The organism is Magnetococcales bacterium (assembly GCA_015231755.1).
Classification (GTDB): domain Bacteria; phylum Pseudomonadota; class Magnetococcia; order Magnetococcales; family Magnetaquicoccaceae; genus Magnetaquiglobus.
Genome location: JADGAZ010000008.1, coordinates 1 through 15,916 on the forward strand (window position 1 = coordinate 1; position 15,916 = coordinate 15,916).

A 15,916-nucleotide genomic window follows, 5' to 3' on the forward strand; every position below is an offset into this window, starting at 1 on the left:
GTCAATAATCACATTGTCAAGGCTTGGCACCTTCGTTTCTGATCTGAACGGTTACAAATTATGAATTAAAACACCCAGCACTTCCGGCCTTTTATATACGCTTGAATGGGCATATGAATATTTTGTGACGACATATGATTGTATAGTACTTATTCAGTTATACTATAAAGTATTATGGCACATTTTCGCCGACGAAGTCTTCCAAGATTCAACAAAACAAGAAAATAATATTCTTGGCATTTCGATTAATTTAATTTATTGTGAAACTCAGGACACAATAACTTAAAAATAGAATTTTATGGACCCTCCATAAGAACCGAAAGAATCAATCCAGCGGTTTCACCACAACGTTGACTGGGAGAATGATGATGCCTGATATTTTCGCGGATGCCGTGCAACATGTCGACTTTTCCGGGGGATTGGTGCGCCTGGAGCTGGTTTCAGCCTATCCGCCGGAAAAGTCCGGCGACGACCGGATCAATTTGCAACAGAGCGGTCGTTTGATCATGCCTTTGGATGGATTTCTCTCCACGTTTCAGGCCATGCAGAATTTGATTGATCAATTGCTGAAAGCCGGGATTGTGCAGAAACGTCAGGAGGGAGACGCCGCGATGCGCAACCTGCCGACATGAAACGAAGCGGATGGTTTTTGCTGTTTGCGGTATTCTGGATCTCCCCAACCCATGGGATGAGTCAGGCCATGTCGCCTAATCCATTCCATGGGGGCGTTTCCCGTTTGGGGGTGTTGTGCCGCGTGCAGGATTCTTCCACCTCATCCGATGGAACCGGTACACCAGATCAAACCACCGCCGAGGTGGTCGGAGTGGCCATGGTCGATCTGCTCTCCAACTCCATCCAATCGTCCAGGGTGGTGATAGAGCGGTTGCAGGAAAACAGCGATGCGTTGGCAGACCCCGGAACCCTGGTGATTCTGCTGCATGGTCGGATTGTCGCCCTGAGCGCTTTGACCGGGACGAAGTCGGGACGATTGCTGCTCTTGTCCATGAACATGTACCGTCATCATGCCAGCGATGGGGGACGCTCCCTTTTTCCGGCAGCACCGGTGGTGATTCTTTGGCCATCCGGGACGGATTGGGGGGGGGCTGACCATTCCGCACTTCAGGCGTTACACAAGGCGTTAGCCAGTCTGATCACGGCCGCGGGAGTTGAAAAAGTCTCCCCCTTCTGATGGGGCGCAGTGGCCGATCCGGTTCTTGAACACAGGTGGTTGCAACCTTTGCCGCGCATCAACGGTTCAGGAAGGAACGACCAATACCAGGGAGTATCGCCATGACGACCAGCAACCTACCCACCACCACTGATGGGGCTTGGTGGGCAGACAAACCCGATGCCACACTGCAACAATATATCAGCACACTGGATAGCGGACAGCATTGGGCCAGCAGTGCGGGCACCACCACCATCACTTACAACATCATGAATCAAGTCCCCAACAGTGGAGAACTGACCGAGGCGGCCGGATTCACGGCTTTCAACAGCACGCAACGAGCGGCGGTACCGGTGGCACTGCAATCCTGGTCGGACGTGGCCAATGTGCGTTTCGTCGAGACCTCCGGATTGGCCAATATCAATCTGGGCGCCTCTTCCACCACCCAGGGCGGCGGCACCTACACCCGCAAATGGATTTCCGGCCCCACCACCATTGCCCGTGCCAATATTTGGCTCAGCACCTCCTGGGCATCCAATCAGCAAATGGATCCCGGTCAATATGGTTTGACCGTCCTGATCCATGAATTGGGCCATGCCTTGGGCGTCAACCATTCGGGCAACTACGATGCAATCAATGGACAACCCATCGAAGCGGGACGTCTGTATGGCAACGATGACCGACAGCACTCGATCATGTCCTATTTCCAAAGTCCCGCCTATCTGAACCAACATCTCTATCCGTCGTCGCCCATGTTGATGGATATTGCGACGATCCAGGCCATGTACGGTGCCAACACCACCACCCGCACTGGAAACGATACCTATGTCTGGACGGATAAAGCCAGTTTCATCTCGGCGATATGGGATGCCGGTGGCACGGATACCATCAATGCGGGCAATCAGACCCTCCGTTCCATCATTGACCTGAATCCCGGCTCTTTCAGTTCCATCGGCGCCATGCCCGATGGCAGTGGCCCCGCCATCAACAATCTGGCCGTCGCCTACGGCGTCACCCTGGAAAACGCCATCGGTGGCAGTGGCAACGACACCCTGTTGGGCAACAGTGTGGCGAATGTGCTGACCGGCGGAGCGGGAGACAATCTGTTCAACGGTCGTGGCGGCAACGACACCCTCATCGGCGGGAGTGGCACCAACAGCTATCTGTTTGAAGGGGAATGGGGACAGGATACGCTGATCGCCCCCAGTGGCAACAATCTGCTGACCTTCAGGGATGTCGACCGCAGCCAGTTGCAATTTTCCCGCTCCGCGGACAACCTGATCATCCAGGGCAAAGGATCGAGCAATCAGGTGACGGTCAATGGCTATTATGCGGCCGGCTATTCCAGTGTTTTGGCAGATTCTGCAGGCCCCTTCACCTTTTCCCTCGTCACCACGACGGCTGCCGTAAGCATCACCGGGGCAAGCCTTTCGGTAACGCCGGTCGCCACGTCGGGAATGGTCGCCTCATCCCGCACGGGAGAGAAAACGACCGGAACGGGCAGCCCGGTGATCTTAAGCGCCATACCCGTGTCGACCCAGAATCGGGTAAGCGGAAGCGATCCCGGCGATCCTTTGATCCTCTCCGCTCTGGCCGTCAATCACACCAGAAGGGGAACAAGCAACCCGGAGGCCCTGGACGCCGCGCTGGTAACGGTCAGAGACCGCTCGGGCGGAAATGGACTGCACGATCCTGCCGCGCCGACCATGGCAACCGGGCAACCTCTGGCCACCCGTCTGGCTGGCTTGCGTGCCAGCGCCATACTGTCCCGTGACAACAACCAGGACACTCCATTCACCGTGACGGCCAATGCGGGCAACCATGCCGGGCAGACGCATCGGGGATTGGCCCTTGGCAATGATTATGTGGGAGTCGAGGGTTATGCGGACAAAGCGGATTATTCTTTAAATTTCTCTGGCGACAGTGGCCACTCTCCGGACCATGGATTGGGCTTTCATGCGCCACTGCACCCCCTGACCTATCGCGACGGCACCGGACCGGGGATCAACACGTTTGCCATGGTGGAGGATCCCGGCATGTCCAGGGCGCCTATGCTGGGCACTCTGGTCGGCAAAAGTTGAAAAAGACGGGACCGAAGGAGGACGCTTATGGAAAAACCGGTGGAAACAATTTTTGCCCATACCCTTGGACGAGCCGATTTGATCGGCGGCGTGGTTCGCTGTGAATGGACGATTCTGGTCCCGGATGACCAAGAGTCAGAATCTCCCCGATCGGTGACCACCCATGCCCTGATCATGCCGGTTGATGGATTCTTGCGCGCCTTCACCACGTTGGAAGCGTTTGTCCACAAGTTGACCGCAACGAAGGGGATTGGTCCGCAAGAAGAACGCGGGAAAAACCGAGAGGAGAAGAATGGCGTCCACCTGGAAGAGCCGTCGGGTGGCATGCCAAGACCGCCAACCTCCCCCAATTTCATGTGACCTGTTACCCAACCGTCGCGCCGGACTTCCATGGAGACTCTCAGCACACAACAACAGACCGCATTGAAAACCCTGGAAATGGTGGCCCGCCATCACGAAATGGATGTCAGCGTGGAGCGCATCATCCACGATTACGCCATCGGCACGGCCCCCATTGAGTCCCGTCTGCTGTTGCGCATCGCCCATGACCTGGGCTTCAAGGCCAAAAAGGTCGCCATGAACTGGGACGAATTGACCCGTCTGGGGGCGGCCTATCCGGTGATTGCGCGTTTGAACAACGGCAACAGCGTGGTGTTGGCCGGTCTGCGTCAGAAAGATGGGGTCGAAGAGGCGGTGGTGGCCGACCCCTTGGCGGACCGGGCTGGATTCATCTTTGTCGGCCGTGACCATTTCGAGGCCATGTGGCAACATGAGGTGATTTTAATCAAACGGCGTTACCGCTGGGACGACGAACAACAACCGTTTGGTCTGCGCTGGTTTGTGCCTGAATTTCTGCGGCAGGGGTCACCTTTCGCCCATGTGGCGGTGGCTGGATTGTCCCTGCACGCCATCGGGTTGATCACGCCGCTTTTTTTCCAGATCGTCATCGACAAGGTGCTGGTACACAACAGCGAGGCGACCTTGACCATCCTGGGAATCGGGGTGGTCATCGCCATTTTTTTTGAGTCGATCCTGGGCTTTTTGCGCAACTATCTGTTGTTGCACACCACCAATAAAATGGATATCCGTCTCGCCTCCCGCACCTTCGCGCATCTGCTGTCACTCCCCCTGACCTTTTTCGAGAACCGCTCCTCCGGTGTGATCATCAAGCATATGCAGCAGGCCGAGGTGATCCGCAATTTCATGACCGGAAAACTCTTTTCGACGGTCATGGATACCTGGGCCTTGTTCATCTTCCTGCCGGCGCTGCTGTTTTACAGCGTGACCATGACCATGGTGGTGGTACTTTTTTCCGGGCTGGTGGGGCTAACGCTGCTGGTGGTGATGCCCATCTTTCAGAGGGAGATCGAACGGCTCTATCGTGCCGAGGGCAAACGGCAAGGACAACTGGTCGAGGTGATTCACGGCATGCGCACGGTCAAATCCCTGGCCCTGGAGCCGGGATTGCGGCGCAGTTGGAGCGACAGTTCGGCCCAGGCCATCACCATGCAGATGCGGGTGGGCAAAATCTCCATCAGCGCGCAAGCGATCATCGGTTTCTTGGAGAAATTGTTATCCGTGGTGATTGTCTGGCTTGGGGCGGTGCAAGTCTTCCAGGGCGCGCTCACTGTTGGAGAATTGGTGGCCATTCAAATGCTGGCTGGACGGGTCAGCTCCCCGCTGGTGCAACTGGTGTCGCTGATCAATGAATTCCAGAAGACGGCCATGTCGGTACGCATGCTGGGTGAGATCATGAATCACCCGCCGGAACAGGCCATGACCCAGGTGGGGTTGCGTCCGCCCCTGCAGGGAAAAATCACCCTGGAAAGGCTGACATTCCACTATCCGGGCATGTCGGTGCCAGCACTCAACGACATCTCGCTGACCTTTGGCGCCGGCAGCATGGTCGGAATTGTGGGACGTAGCGGTTCCGGGAAAAGCACGCTGTTGCGTCTGCTACAGGGGCTGTATCTGCCGCAACAAGGGGCGATCCGCTTTGATCAGCACGACATCCGGGAGTTGGATTTTTCTCATTTGCGCCACAATCTGGGGGTGGTGTTGCAGGAGAGCTTCTTTTTCCGTGGCACGGTGCGCGAAAACATCGCGCAATCGTTGCCAGGAGCCTCGTTCAGCCAAGTGGTGACCGCCGCCCATCTTGCCGGCGCCGATGAATTCATCCAGCGTCTCGCCCAAGGCTATGAAACCCTCCTGGAAGAGAATGCCGGAAACCTTTCCGGCGGACAAAAGCAACGTCTGGCCATTGCCCGGGCAGTGCTGTCCCAGCCGCCCATCCTGATTTTCGACGAGGCGACCAGCGCCCTGGACCCGGAAAGCGAGGCGATCGTGCAGGACAATATGAGCCGGATCGCGCAAGGGCGGACCGTAATCATGGTCTCGCATCGTTTGGACACGCTGATTGACGCCGATCAAATTTTTGTCCTGGAGCAAGGGGAGGTGGTGGATATGGGTACCCATCAGGCGTTGCTCTCCCGGGAAGGAATTTATCGCCATTTATGGTACAAGCAGCATCGTCATGAATCGTGACCCGTCCATGAAGCCTGATGAAACGACCTCCGACCCGGTGGATGGAGATGGGGTGATCGAGGTGGTGGAACGGTTGTATGAGCGGGGCCAACTGATCTTCCAGGAAGGAGAGAGGGGCGATTGCGCCTATCAGGTGGTGGCAGGCCAGGTAGAGTTGTTCAAACAGTCGCAGGATGGTCCGTTTCGCTTGGCGATCCTGGGCAAAGGCGAAATTTTCGGCGAAATGGGCGTGATCGACAACACACTGCGCAACGCCTCTGCCCAGGCCCTGGAGTCGTTGACCCTGCGGGTCTATTCGCGGGAGGCCTTTTTCCAACTGCTGCGTCAGCGTCCGGAAAGTGCCCTGTCCGTGATCAAAATGGTCACGGCGCGGTTGCGTCAGGCCGACGACAACATCGCCCATCCTGATCGGGTGCAGACGGTCGGTGCGCATCCATCCCATCCATCGGGTTGGTGGAGGGGATGGTTTGGCGACAATGCCCGGCGTTTTCGTCGGGTGCGCCTGGAATTCCAGCCGGACGCCATCGAAATTGAAGAGCAACCGCTCCCCATGGCGGCCCGACTGATTTTTTTCACCTTGATCCTGTTCTTTCTGGTGGGGGGAGGATGGGCCTCGCTGGCGCATCTGGATCGCATTGTCAGTGGCGAAGGCAAACTGGTCACACGGGCATCCAGGATTTTCATTCAGCCTTTGGATACCATGATCGTTCGTTCCATCGATGTGCAGGTGGGACAGCAGGTCAAAGCCGGACAATTGTTGGCCCAGTTGGATCCGACTTTTGCCGAGGCCGAGGCCATTTCCAGCCAAGCCTCCATGCAGAGCTTCGCGGCGCAGGTGCAACGACTGACCGCGGAGCTTGAGGGGGAGACGCCCACGCAATTTTCCAAAGATCCCGGCGAGGAACGATTGCAACGCGGAATGCACGAGTCGCGTCGATTGGAGCGGAACAGCCAGCTGTTGGCCACCGATGAGACGATCCAGGAGTTGCGCGCCCGTCTGCACTCGACTCGTGAGGATCATCACGCCTTGCAGATCGATCTGGCCATCCTGATGGAACTGGAAAAGATGCGCCACGATCTGCTGGAGCAGGGTCATGGTTCCCGGGTGGCCTGGTTGGAAACCAAACGGCAATTAAGCACCTCCCAGCGTGACAGCATGCGTTTGTTGAGTGGCGTAAACGAAATCGGTCACAAATTGGCCGCTGCGGAGGCTCAACGCGGCGCCCTGACCGGGGAGTGGCGAAACAAGGATGGTCAAGAACTGATGATCGCCCAACGCGAGTTGATCAAGTTGACCGAAGTGGTGGCCAAACATGCGCGGATGCTCAAGCTGGTACAATTGACGGCTCCGGTTGACGCGGTGGTGTTGGAAATCGCGCCCCGCACGGCGGGTTCGATCATTCGCCAAGCCGAGGTGCTGCTCACCTTGATCGCCGTGGATATGCCGCTTCAGGCGGAGGTGAACATTTCCGCGCGCGATATTGGGTATCTGCGCCGGGGGGATCGCGCCAGGATCAAACTGGATGCCATCCCGTTTCAGCGCCACGGCACATTGGATGGCGAACTGTTGACCGTGAGCGAGGATATTTTTGAAGAGGAGATCGCCGGACGCAAACAGCCAATCTATCGGGCCAGGCTCTCGCTGGAGCAAAAAAATTTGCGTGACATCCCGCCAGATTTCCGTCTGATTCCCGGGATGAGTGCCATTGCCGAAATCAAAGTCGGAACCCGCAGTTTGCTTTCCTACTTTTTTTATCCCATCATGCGCACGCTGGACTCCGGTTTGCGAGAACCATGAAGGTGTATCAGTCTGTTGATAAAATTCATTGCAAGGCCATTACATCCGCAACCAATCCTTGGTTTGCCATGGTCTACTCAGTATATGTATCGAAATTGTATTCATGTGGGAAAAGAAAAACCGGTGGCCGCAAACCGGAACAGGCCTGACCAGCATCCAAACCATACCACGCATCCATTCATCCGGGAGAAAAAATCATGACCATGAACATACTCGGTTATGCCGTACAGTCCGCCGAAGAGAAGCTGGCCCCCTACCGTTTCGAGCGCCGCGAACCACGTGCCAACGATGTGGTCATCGAAATCCTCTACTGCGGCGTCTGTCACTCGGACCTGCATCAGGCCCGCAACGACTGGGGAGGCAGCATCTACCCCATGGTGCCCGGCCATGAAATCATCGGGCGCGTGGTCAGCGTCGGACCGGAGGTTACCCGTTTCAAGTCAGGGGACCGGGTTGGTGTCGGGTGCATGGTGGACTCCTGCCAGCATTGCGCGTCCTGTGAACAAGGGCTGGAGCAATATTGCGAGGCGTTCCCAACCTTCACCTACAATGCGCTGGATCGCCACGACAACAGGCCCACCTTCGGCGGATATTCCGAAAAAATCGTCGTGTCGGACCAATTCGTGGTGAAAATTCCCGATGGCATGAATCTGGCCGAGGCAGCACCGCTGCTATGCGCCGGAATCACCACCTGGTCGCCGCTGCGCCACTGGAAGATCGGCAAGGGCAGCAAGGTGGCGGTTATCGGCCTGGGCGGGCTTGGCCATATGGCGCTGAAACTGGCGCACGCCTTGGGTGCCGACGTGTCGCTGTTCACCCGTTCGCCGGGCAAGGAGCAGGATGCGCGGCGTCTGGGAGCGCACACGGTCGTGCTCTCCACCGACGAAGGGCAAATGGCCGCCGTGCAAAGACAGTTCGACCTGATCATCGACACCGTGCCAAGCGTCCACGATCTCAATCCCTATCTGCCCACGCTGACGCTCAACGGAACGCTGGTGCTGGTCGGCTATCTGGGGGATCTGCATCCCATGCTCAATACCGTATCGTTGATCATGGGACGCCGATCCGTGGCCGGTTCCGTCATCGGCGGCATCGCCGAAACCCAGGAGATGCTGGATTTCTGCGGCCAGCACGGCATCACCTCCGATATCGAGGTGATCCGGATCCAAGAGATCAACGAAGCCTACGAACGCATGCTCAAAAGTGACGTGAAATACCGCTTCGTGATCGATCTGGCTTCCCTGAATGCCTGAAAAAACGAACCCTGGCGATACGATGCAACGCCAGGGTTCACACCCTTCCGGCCAGGAACCGGTCGAGTAGTCGATCATCTTTGTTTCATCCAGCCCATCGCCGCACCCCGACCCGCTTCACAGGATAGTCATGACTGGCAACGCGGGTACGGCAAGCGGTTCACGTTTTAACGACAAAAACCAAGCTCACTCCGTGTCCCGCTGATCCTCCACCGATCTCAAACTGGTGCGCACTTCCACGACGCCTTTGTCGGCGTTCAACAGGCGGTCGCACAACTGTTGCACATCGGCATGGATCTGTTCAAAGGTGCAGGATTCATCCACTTTCAGCACCAGATCCAGATGAATCCCCTTGCGGGAATAGTTGGGTTGCAGTCGAATCACTCCGAGGACCGGTTGACCAGCCGGGATTTCTCCCACGATCCAGGTCATGATTTCCTGTCGTGTGGCGAGGATGGGCACATTGCTCACCAGATCGTCTTCGGTATCGACATGCACCACCACCTCGGTGATGGCGATCACATGTTGCAACAGACTGAACTTGACCTTTTCCGCCACCTGATGGCCTTCGGAAACAGTCAGATGCATCGGCACCACCACATGGACATCCACAATGATATCCGGTCCCAACTGCCGGGGAGTGACGAAATGGGCGGAAATCACTTCGGGGATGTCGTGAATCACCTGATTGATCTGTTCCCGGATCTCTTCGTCCACGGCTTCCGTGGAGTCGGTCAACTCCTTGATGGCATCATGTCCGATTTCCAGACCCACCTTGCTGACGAAAAAGGCCACGGCCACAGCCGCCACGGGATCAAGAATCGGATAGCCCATCAAGGCGCCCCCGATGCCCAGCATGGCGGCAAACGAGGAGATCGAATCGGCCCGATGGTGCCAGGCATTGGCCATGATGATGTTGGATTTTAGTTTCCGGCCCACACGCACGGTGTAATGAAACAGGGCTTCCTTGGTGGCGATGGAAATCAACGCCACCCAAAACGCCATTTGACCGGGTGCGGTCAATTTGTCCGAGCCCATGCGCTGGACCGCGTCCACCACGATTCCCACCGCCACAAGCAGCAGAATGACGGCCAGCAACAAGCTGATCAGCCCTTCAAATTTGCCATGGCCATAGGGGTGTCCCTCATCCGGTTTTTTGCGGGCGATTTTCATGCCCACCAGCACCACCAGATCGAACAGCAGATCCGCCCCCGAGTGAAATCCCTCTGCCACCAGGGCCGCCGATCCGGTCATCAGGCCAATGATCAGTTTCCCCAGGGTCAACAGGGTATCACCCGCCGTACCCACTTGCGTGACCCGCTTGGCTTCGACATAACGGACATCCCTGGTACTCGTGACCCCGTGTGACCCGTGTGACCCGTGCGACCCGTGTGGCATCATGATTTCCCCTGACTTGAGAAAGATTGAATAGGAACAGCATGGCTTAAAAAGGCCGGCATAGGCAAGGTTACAAAGCCGATCGATCACGCCTACTGTTTCTTTTTTTCGTGCAGGAATTGTCCGGTCCTGGCGTCGAACTCGTATTCCATGACCGATCCTTGTTCATCGAGCACATCCACTTCATAGATGAACCTTCCCTTTTCGTTTTCCAATTCGACATCGATGAGATGTTTCCCCCGGACCCGATGATCGCCATTCAAGATGCGCTCCAAAGGCAGGATCTCCCCGGAGCGCACCATCTGTCGTGCCAATTCGTGGTCGGTATGATGGGATGCCTCCGGGACCGTTTCATGGGATTTGGCCAGACAAGGACTGATACCCCATGTCGCCACGAACAAGAAAATACCATGCCACAGTTTGATGCGACAGTCGGTCACCATCCGGCATGCAGATGCAGGGTTCATGGCGGTATCCTTGGTTGCGTGTTCACGGGGTATCAGGCCTTGGAGCGTTCACACGGAACGATTGGAGGATGGATTTTTTTCCCACACCCGGATCATGGCGCCCATACTGCCATGGCCAGACCATTGATGCAAAATACCCATGACTCCATGGACCACCAGATACAACCACATCAGGCTGCCCAACACCTCGTGGACCTCCTTGATGTCGTGGACCAATCCGCTCATGGCGCCATTTTTCTCCATGCCGAAGAAAAGAATGGTGCCACTCACCCCCAACAGGGTGGCGGCGATCAATCCCAACCCCTGAATGGCGCTGGCCAGGGGACTGGCTTGAGCGGTATCGGGCAGACGGAATTCACGCACATGGTTTACGTACCGTTTCACATCCTCGCGAATGGCTCCGTAGCGTTCCGGCGAAAACCAGGGAAACAGCAAGGCGAACGGGATGTCGCCCCCCCGCACCAAACACCAGATCCAGTGAACGATGAGCAAGACCAGCAACACTTGACCCCAAATCTCGTGCAATGCATAGAATGCATTCGCCGATCGTCCCGGTTTTGGGTGTATCATGAGCAAAGAGTTCAGGAGTTGTCCGGTGATGCCGATGGCCATCATCAGGTGCAGCAGTCGTGTGACGCGATCATAGAGCATGGTTTGAATCCTCGTTTTGTTTGAAGTAGATGAAACCGGATTTTAAACAGGCCAATATGAAATGAACCTGAAAAAATTGGCGCTGCATTTTTTTTATTAAAAAAAGTGAAAGGAGTCTGGTGTGCGTCTGTTACTGGTGGAAGACGACAACGCTCTGGCTGCGGGTGTGCAAGAGAGTCTGGGGCGGGCCGGTTTTGCGGTGGATGTGGCCTCCAACGGGGTCGAGGCCGAGTATCTGGGCAACGAAGAGCCGTATGACGCGATCATTCTGGATCTGGGATTGCCGGAACGGCCCGGTCTGGAGGTGCTGCGAAACTGGCGCAAGGGAAACAACAATGTTCCGGTGCTGATTCTGACCGCCTGGGATGCGTGGCACGAGCGGGTGGACGGATTCAAGGCGGGAGCGGATGATTATCTGGGCAAACCGTTTCACACCCAGGAGTTGATCGTCCGGCTGATTGCCCTGATTCGTCGCAGTCACGGCAGGCTGCAAAGCGCCGTGCAGGCGGATGGCTTGGTGCTGGATGAACAGCAGCAGTGCGTGATCCTGTCTTCCGGGGAGCTGAAGAAATTGACCGGAACCGAATTCCGTCTGTTGCGTTACCTGATGTTGAACCCGGACCAACCCGTTTCCAAAACCCGTTTGACCGAACATGTGTACGAATACGACGAAGACAAGGACAGCAACGTCATCGAGGTCTACATCAAACGGTTGCGCCTGTTGCTGGGGCCGGAGCGCATCGAAACCCGTCGGGGCCAGGGCTATGTTTTTCGGAGTCGCGTATGAACCCGTCGTTGCAAAACCGTCTGGCCATTGGTCTGGCCATGGTGTTGATTCCGGTCTTTCTGGGTCAATGGATCCTGATGAGTGTGGCCCTGAATCGCATCAACACCGAATACGTCACCTCCCGGCTCGCCCATGACGCAGAGGCGCTGTTTGTCGCCTTGCAGTTTCCCCCCGCTCATCCCTCGACGCCCCGACTGCTGCCGGCCCGCATCAGTCCCATCTATGTGCAGCCCTGGTCGGGTCACTATTATCATGTACAGGTGGGAGACACGGTATTCCGCTCCCGCTCGTTGTGGGATACGGAACTGGTGGTGCCGGAAATGGGATCCCGTGTCGTCGAAACCCATACCATGATGCAGGGTCCGCGCAACGAACCGATTCTGACCCTGGTGCGTCGGTTTCACAAGCAGGAGCAGACCATCACCATCCTGGTCGCCGAAGAGGTCAGCCTGAACGACCGGATCGTCCAGACCACCCAGGTCTGGTACGCGGTCATTGCCTTGTTGGCGGTTGTGGTGCTGTTGATCCTGCAACGGGAAATGGTCAAACGTCGTCTGCATCCTTTGAAACAGGCCAAAGACGAATTGCAGCAACTGGAACGGGGCACGTTTCACACGCTCACCACCACCTCGGTGCCGTTGGAGCTACTGCCTTTCATTATCGAGATCAATCGGTTGTGGTCGATTCTGGCCAATCGGCTCAAAAAGTCGCGGGAGGTCAGCGGCAACTTCGCCCACAACATCCGCACGCCGCTGACCGTCTTGCTGCAATTGACGGAGAAACCGGAACTGGATCCCCATCCCGCGTTGCGCACCCGGATGCAGCAGCAGATCCAGACCATCGGTGCGTTGTCGGGTCGGATTCTCAAACAGGTGCGCATGGCCGGCTCCACCCAGGCCGCCCCCCCCATCGACGCGGGCGCTGAATTGACCACCCTGGTGGAAATGATGGAACAGATGTATGCCCACAAGGCCATTCGGGTGGAGGCCCACATTCCCGCCGGGTTGTCCGCCGGGTTGATGATCTCGATGGATCGGGAGGATCTGCTGGAGTTGGTGGGAAACCTGCTGGACAACGGCTGCAAATGGGCCAAAACCACGGTACGGTGTACGGTGGAGCGGGATTCCGGGTTACAGATCACCGTGGAAGACGATGGTCCCGGCTCTCCCCCGGAGCAGTTTGAACAGATCCTGAAACGGGGCGGACGGGCGGATCAGAGCATGCCCGGTTATGGCATCGGTCTGGCGGTGGTGCAAGAGATTGTCACGGTGTACAACGGTGAGCTGGTATTGGGGCGTTCCGAGGCATTGGGGGGATTTCAGGTTCGGGTGCGGCTGGATGCCAGCCGCCTGCTTTATGCCTGACGATTCCTGACGGGAAAAAATTCCCTCACAGGGATTCGGCGTTTTGCAGCCGTTTGCCGGGGAGACCCCACTGAAACAGGGCCAGACCGGCAAGAATCAGGATCGTACCCAGAAGCAATCCGCCATGGATCTGTTCCCGGTTGAACGCCACGCCGAGCCACAGGGCCACCGCCGGAGAGCTGAGGGTGACCAGCGAAGCGTTGGCGGCGCTGACCCGGCTCAACAGATAATAAAAGCAGACGAATCCAAGCCCGTTGCCCACCAGTCCCAGATAGACGATGGCCAGTCCGGAGCGGGTATACAAAGCCTCGGTGGGCCAGGGTTCTCCGGAGAGCAAAAACACGATCAGAAACAGCGGAAAGGCCACCCACAGAGATCCGGCGGCGACCCACATGGGAGCGATGTCCCGATTCCATTGTTTGATGCCGACATTGCCCGCCGCGTAGATGACCACGGAGAGAATCACCGCCGCGATGCCGATGGGGGTGTTTTCTCCCGCGATGCCGGAGTGGGCGAAGATCACCACCAGTCCGAACAGCCCCATGAGCGATCCGATCCACTTTTGCCGGGAGAAGGGTTCTTTCAACCAGGCCGCGGCCATCCATCCGGTCAGGATCGGTCCCAGCCCGAACAGCACCGAGATCCAGCCCGAGGGAATGTAGCGAGCGCCCCAATAGACACACAACATGCTGCCGAACAGATTGAGCCCGGCAATCAAGGAGACCACCAGCAGTTGTCCCAGGGAGGGTGCCGGGTGTCGTTTCAGCCAGGGGATCAGCAACAAGAACAGAACCACTCCGATACCGATACGGGCCATGACGGCAAAGCTATAACTCATGCCCGCCTGACTCCACTGAATCGCCAGGGGGGTGCTGCCCCAAATGAACGTGAGTGTCAAAAACGCCATCCAGATTGGCATGAATCCGATTCCGTGCGAGTCAGGTTACCCCCGAAAGATTTCAGTATAGGCCTGCTGTTCATCGGATGCAAAGCCGGGCTGCTACCCTGGAGCGAAAGCAAGCGGAAATGGTGACCGTCTCTGGAGAAACACCCCTTCTAAAGAGGCGATTGTAAGAGTCTGTGGGAGCGGTTCCAAACGGGTTGCAGGATGGGGCACGCTTATTGCGATCGTTGGGTTTGTCGATCTTAAGGATTGGCTTGCAAAAACCTTGTCGCGCGCCATCTGGCCGCCCTATTAGGATGCCCTGACGATGAAACCCGTTGCCAATCGGTCCGTATCGAAAACCCTCCATCGGTCCTTGCTGTGCGCCCTGGTGACCCTGGGCATGACCGCCACCATGGAGCGTGAACTGTTGGCCGCCTCCGGAACTCCCACGGAGAGCCAGACGGTCCAACCGATCCGAAGTTCCACCCGGACCCCGTTGCACAAGGCGATCGAGCTTGGGGAGCTGGAGGTTGCGATGCAACTGGTGGCCACGGGTCAAGACATCAACGTGCCGGACAGTTTCGGACTGGTTCCTTTGCATTTTGCGGTGATCCAGGGAAACGCGTCGCTGGTGAAGGCTTTGCTCGACAAAGGCGCGGAGGTCAACCACCGGGATCAACGGGGGGATACCGCCTTGCACATGATCGCGGCCAACAGCGGTTCCGAGGAGTTGACCCGCCTGTTGCTCGGGAAAGGGGCCAAACCCGATATACGCAATCGCACCGGTCAAACCCCGCTGCACTGGATTGCCGCCGAGGGAAAACTGGGACTGGCCCGACTGATGCTCACGGCCAAGGCGGATATCAATCTTCAGGATGAAACCGGGGATACTCCCCTGCAATGGGCGGCGGAGGCCGGACACGACAAGATGGTCGCCTTGCTGGTGGAAAACGGCGCCGATCCCAATTTGGCCAATGCCCTGGGTCGCACGCCGTTGTACTGGGCGGCCCGTTCCGGGGACATTCCCATGGCCGAATATCTGTTCGCCATGAAGGCCAAGCTGGATGTGCGTTCCACCACTGGGGACACGCCCTTGCACTGGGCGGCGGGAGAAGGACATGGCGCCATGGTCAAGTTTCTGATCCGCTGGGCCAGCGACATCAACCCCACCGCCGAATATCAGGAAACCCCGTTGCACTGGGCCGCCATGCACGGTCAAGAAGAGGTGACGGCCATCCTGTTGGCCCACGGCGCCAATCTGGAAGCCAAAGACAAGGTGGGCAACACCCCCATGGCCCTGGCCAAACAAAAAGGTCACGAAGCCGTGGTCAAGCTGCTCGCCGCCCGGGAGAACGCCCTCAAGACCGCGAAAAATGGATCCTCGTCGCTGCGGGTGGCGGCCAACCGACCCAACCTGGAACCTTAGATCCCGGTCTGATTCTCCCCTCTTCCCCCGGAAAAAATCGTTTCCGGGGGATTTTTTTTTCATTTTCCGATCCATTCGCATGCCATGGGTTGC

Annotated in this window: 14 protein-coding genes; 10 read left to right on the top strand and 4 right to left on the bottom strand. The window is 57.2% G+C overall.

Annotation, left to right across the window (positions count from 1 at the left end; all coding sequences use genetic code 11):
- Nucleotides 1-368: 368 nt before the first annotated feature.
- The 7 genes from HQL98_06770 (at nucleotide 369) to HQL98_06800 (ending at nucleotide 8,844) form a co-directional block, all read left to right on the top strand.
- On the top strand, nucleotides 369-632 hold the full coding sequence (locus tag HQL98_06770; protein ID MBF0271745.1) for a hypothetical protein: 264 nt from the start codon (nucleotides 369-371) through the stop codon (nucleotides 630-632).
- Nucleotides 633-700: 68 nt separating this feature from the next.
- Nucleotides 701-1,189, top strand: coding sequence for a hypothetical protein (locus HQL98_06775; protein ID MBF0271746.1), 489 nt, complete (start codon nucleotides 701-703; stop codon nucleotides 1,187-1,189).
- Nucleotides 1,190-1,290: 101 nt separating this feature from the next.
- Nucleotides 1,291-3,249 carry a M10 family metallopeptidase C-terminal domain-containing protein gene (locus tag HQL98_06780; protein ID MBF0271747.1) on the top strand — a complete coding sequence of 653 codons (1,959 nt, stop codon included), beginning with the start codon at nucleotides 1,291-1,293 and terminating at the stop codon, nucleotides 3,247-3,249.
- Nucleotides 3,250-3,276: 27 nt separating this feature from the next.
- Nucleotides 3,277-3,609 carry a hypothetical protein gene (locus HQL98_06785; GenBank protein MBF0271748.1) on the top strand — a complete coding sequence of 111 codons (333 nt, stop codon included), beginning with the start codon at nucleotides 3,277-3,279 and terminating at the stop codon, nucleotides 3,607-3,609.
- 30 nt (nucleotides 3,610-3,639) lie between these two features.
- On the top strand, nucleotides 3,640-5,793 hold the full coding sequence (locus tag HQL98_06790; protein ID MBF0271749.1) for a peptidase domain-containing ABC transporter: 2,154 nt from the start codon (nucleotides 3,640-3,642) through the stop codon (nucleotides 5,791-5,793).
- On the top strand, nucleotides 5,783-7,591 hold the full coding sequence (locus HQL98_06795; protein MBF0271750.1) for an HlyD family type I secretion periplasmic adaptor subunit: 1,809 nt from the start codon (nucleotides 5,783-5,785) through the stop codon (nucleotides 7,589-7,591). Before HQL98_06790 ends, HQL98_06795 begins: the two co-directional genes overlap by 11 nt.
- A gap of 197 nt (nucleotides 7,592-7,788) precedes the next feature.
- A complete protein-coding gene (locus HQL98_06800) occupies nucleotides 7,789-8,844 on the top strand; it encodes an NAD(P)-dependent alcohol dehydrogenase (protein MBF0271751.1) in 1,056 nt (351 codons plus the stop codon).
- A gap of 186 nt (nucleotides 8,845-9,030) precedes the next feature.
- Here HQL98_06800 and HQL98_06805 read toward each other — a convergent pair whose 3' ends face one another.
- The 3 genes from HQL98_06805 to HQL98_06815 all read right to left on the bottom strand — a co-directional run bounded on the left by HQL98_06805 (nucleotide 9,031) and on the right by HQL98_06815 (nucleotide 11,360).
- Nucleotides 9,031-10,245, bottom strand: a complete 1,215-nt coding sequence (locus tag HQL98_06805) for a cation transporter (GenBank protein MBF0271752.1) — start codon at nucleotides 10,243-10,245, stop codon at nucleotides 9,031-9,033.
- Nucleotides 10,246-10,334: 89 nt separating this feature from the next.
- Complete coding sequence (locus HQL98_06810) at nucleotides 10,335-10,544, bottom strand: PepSY domain-containing protein (protein ID MBF0271753.1); 210 nt, start codon at nucleotides 10,542-10,544, stop codon at nucleotides 10,335-10,337.
- A 213-nt stretch (nucleotides 10,545-10,757) separates the two neighbouring features.
- Nucleotides 10,758-11,360, bottom strand: a complete 603-nt coding sequence (locus tag HQL98_06815; GenBank protein ID MBF0271754.1) for a cytochrome b/b6 domain-containing protein — start codon at nucleotides 11,358-11,360, stop codon at nucleotides 10,758-10,760.
- Nucleotides 11,361-11,481: 121 nt separating this feature from the next.
- Here HQL98_06815 and HQL98_06820 point away from each other — a divergent pair, with 121 nt between their 5' ends.
- Both HQL98_06820 and HQL98_06825 read left to right on the top strand, forming a co-directional pair.
- Nucleotides 11,482-12,147 (top strand): response regulator transcription factor, encoded by a 666-nt coding sequence (locus HQL98_06820; GenBank protein ID MBF0271755.1) that lies wholly within the window; start codon nucleotides 11,482-11,484, stop codon nucleotides 12,145-12,147.
- Nucleotides 12,144-13,511: a hypothetical protein gene (locus tag HQL98_06825; GenBank protein MBF0271756.1), complete on the top strand. Its 1,368-nt coding sequence runs from the start codon at nucleotides 12,144-12,146 to the stop codon at nucleotides 13,509-13,511. Before HQL98_06820 ends, HQL98_06825 begins: the two co-directional genes overlap by 4 nt.
- A gap of 25 nt (nucleotides 13,512-13,536) precedes the next feature.
- Here HQL98_06825 and HQL98_06830 read toward each other — a convergent pair whose 3' ends face one another.
- Nucleotides 13,537-14,430: an EamA family transporter gene (locus HQL98_06830; GenBank protein ID MBF0271757.1), complete on the bottom strand. Its 894-nt coding sequence runs from the start codon at nucleotides 14,428-14,430 to the stop codon at nucleotides 13,537-13,539.
- Nucleotides 14,431-14,722: 292 nt separating this feature from the next.
- Here HQL98_06830 and HQL98_06835 point away from each other — a divergent pair, with 292 nt between their 5' ends.
- On the top strand, nucleotides 14,723-15,823 hold the full coding sequence (locus HQL98_06835; GenBank protein ID MBF0271758.1) for an ankyrin repeat domain-containing protein: 1,101 nt from the start codon (nucleotides 14,723-14,725) through the stop codon (nucleotides 15,821-15,823).
- The last annotated feature ends 93 nt before the right edge of the window (nucleotides 15,824-15,916 follow it).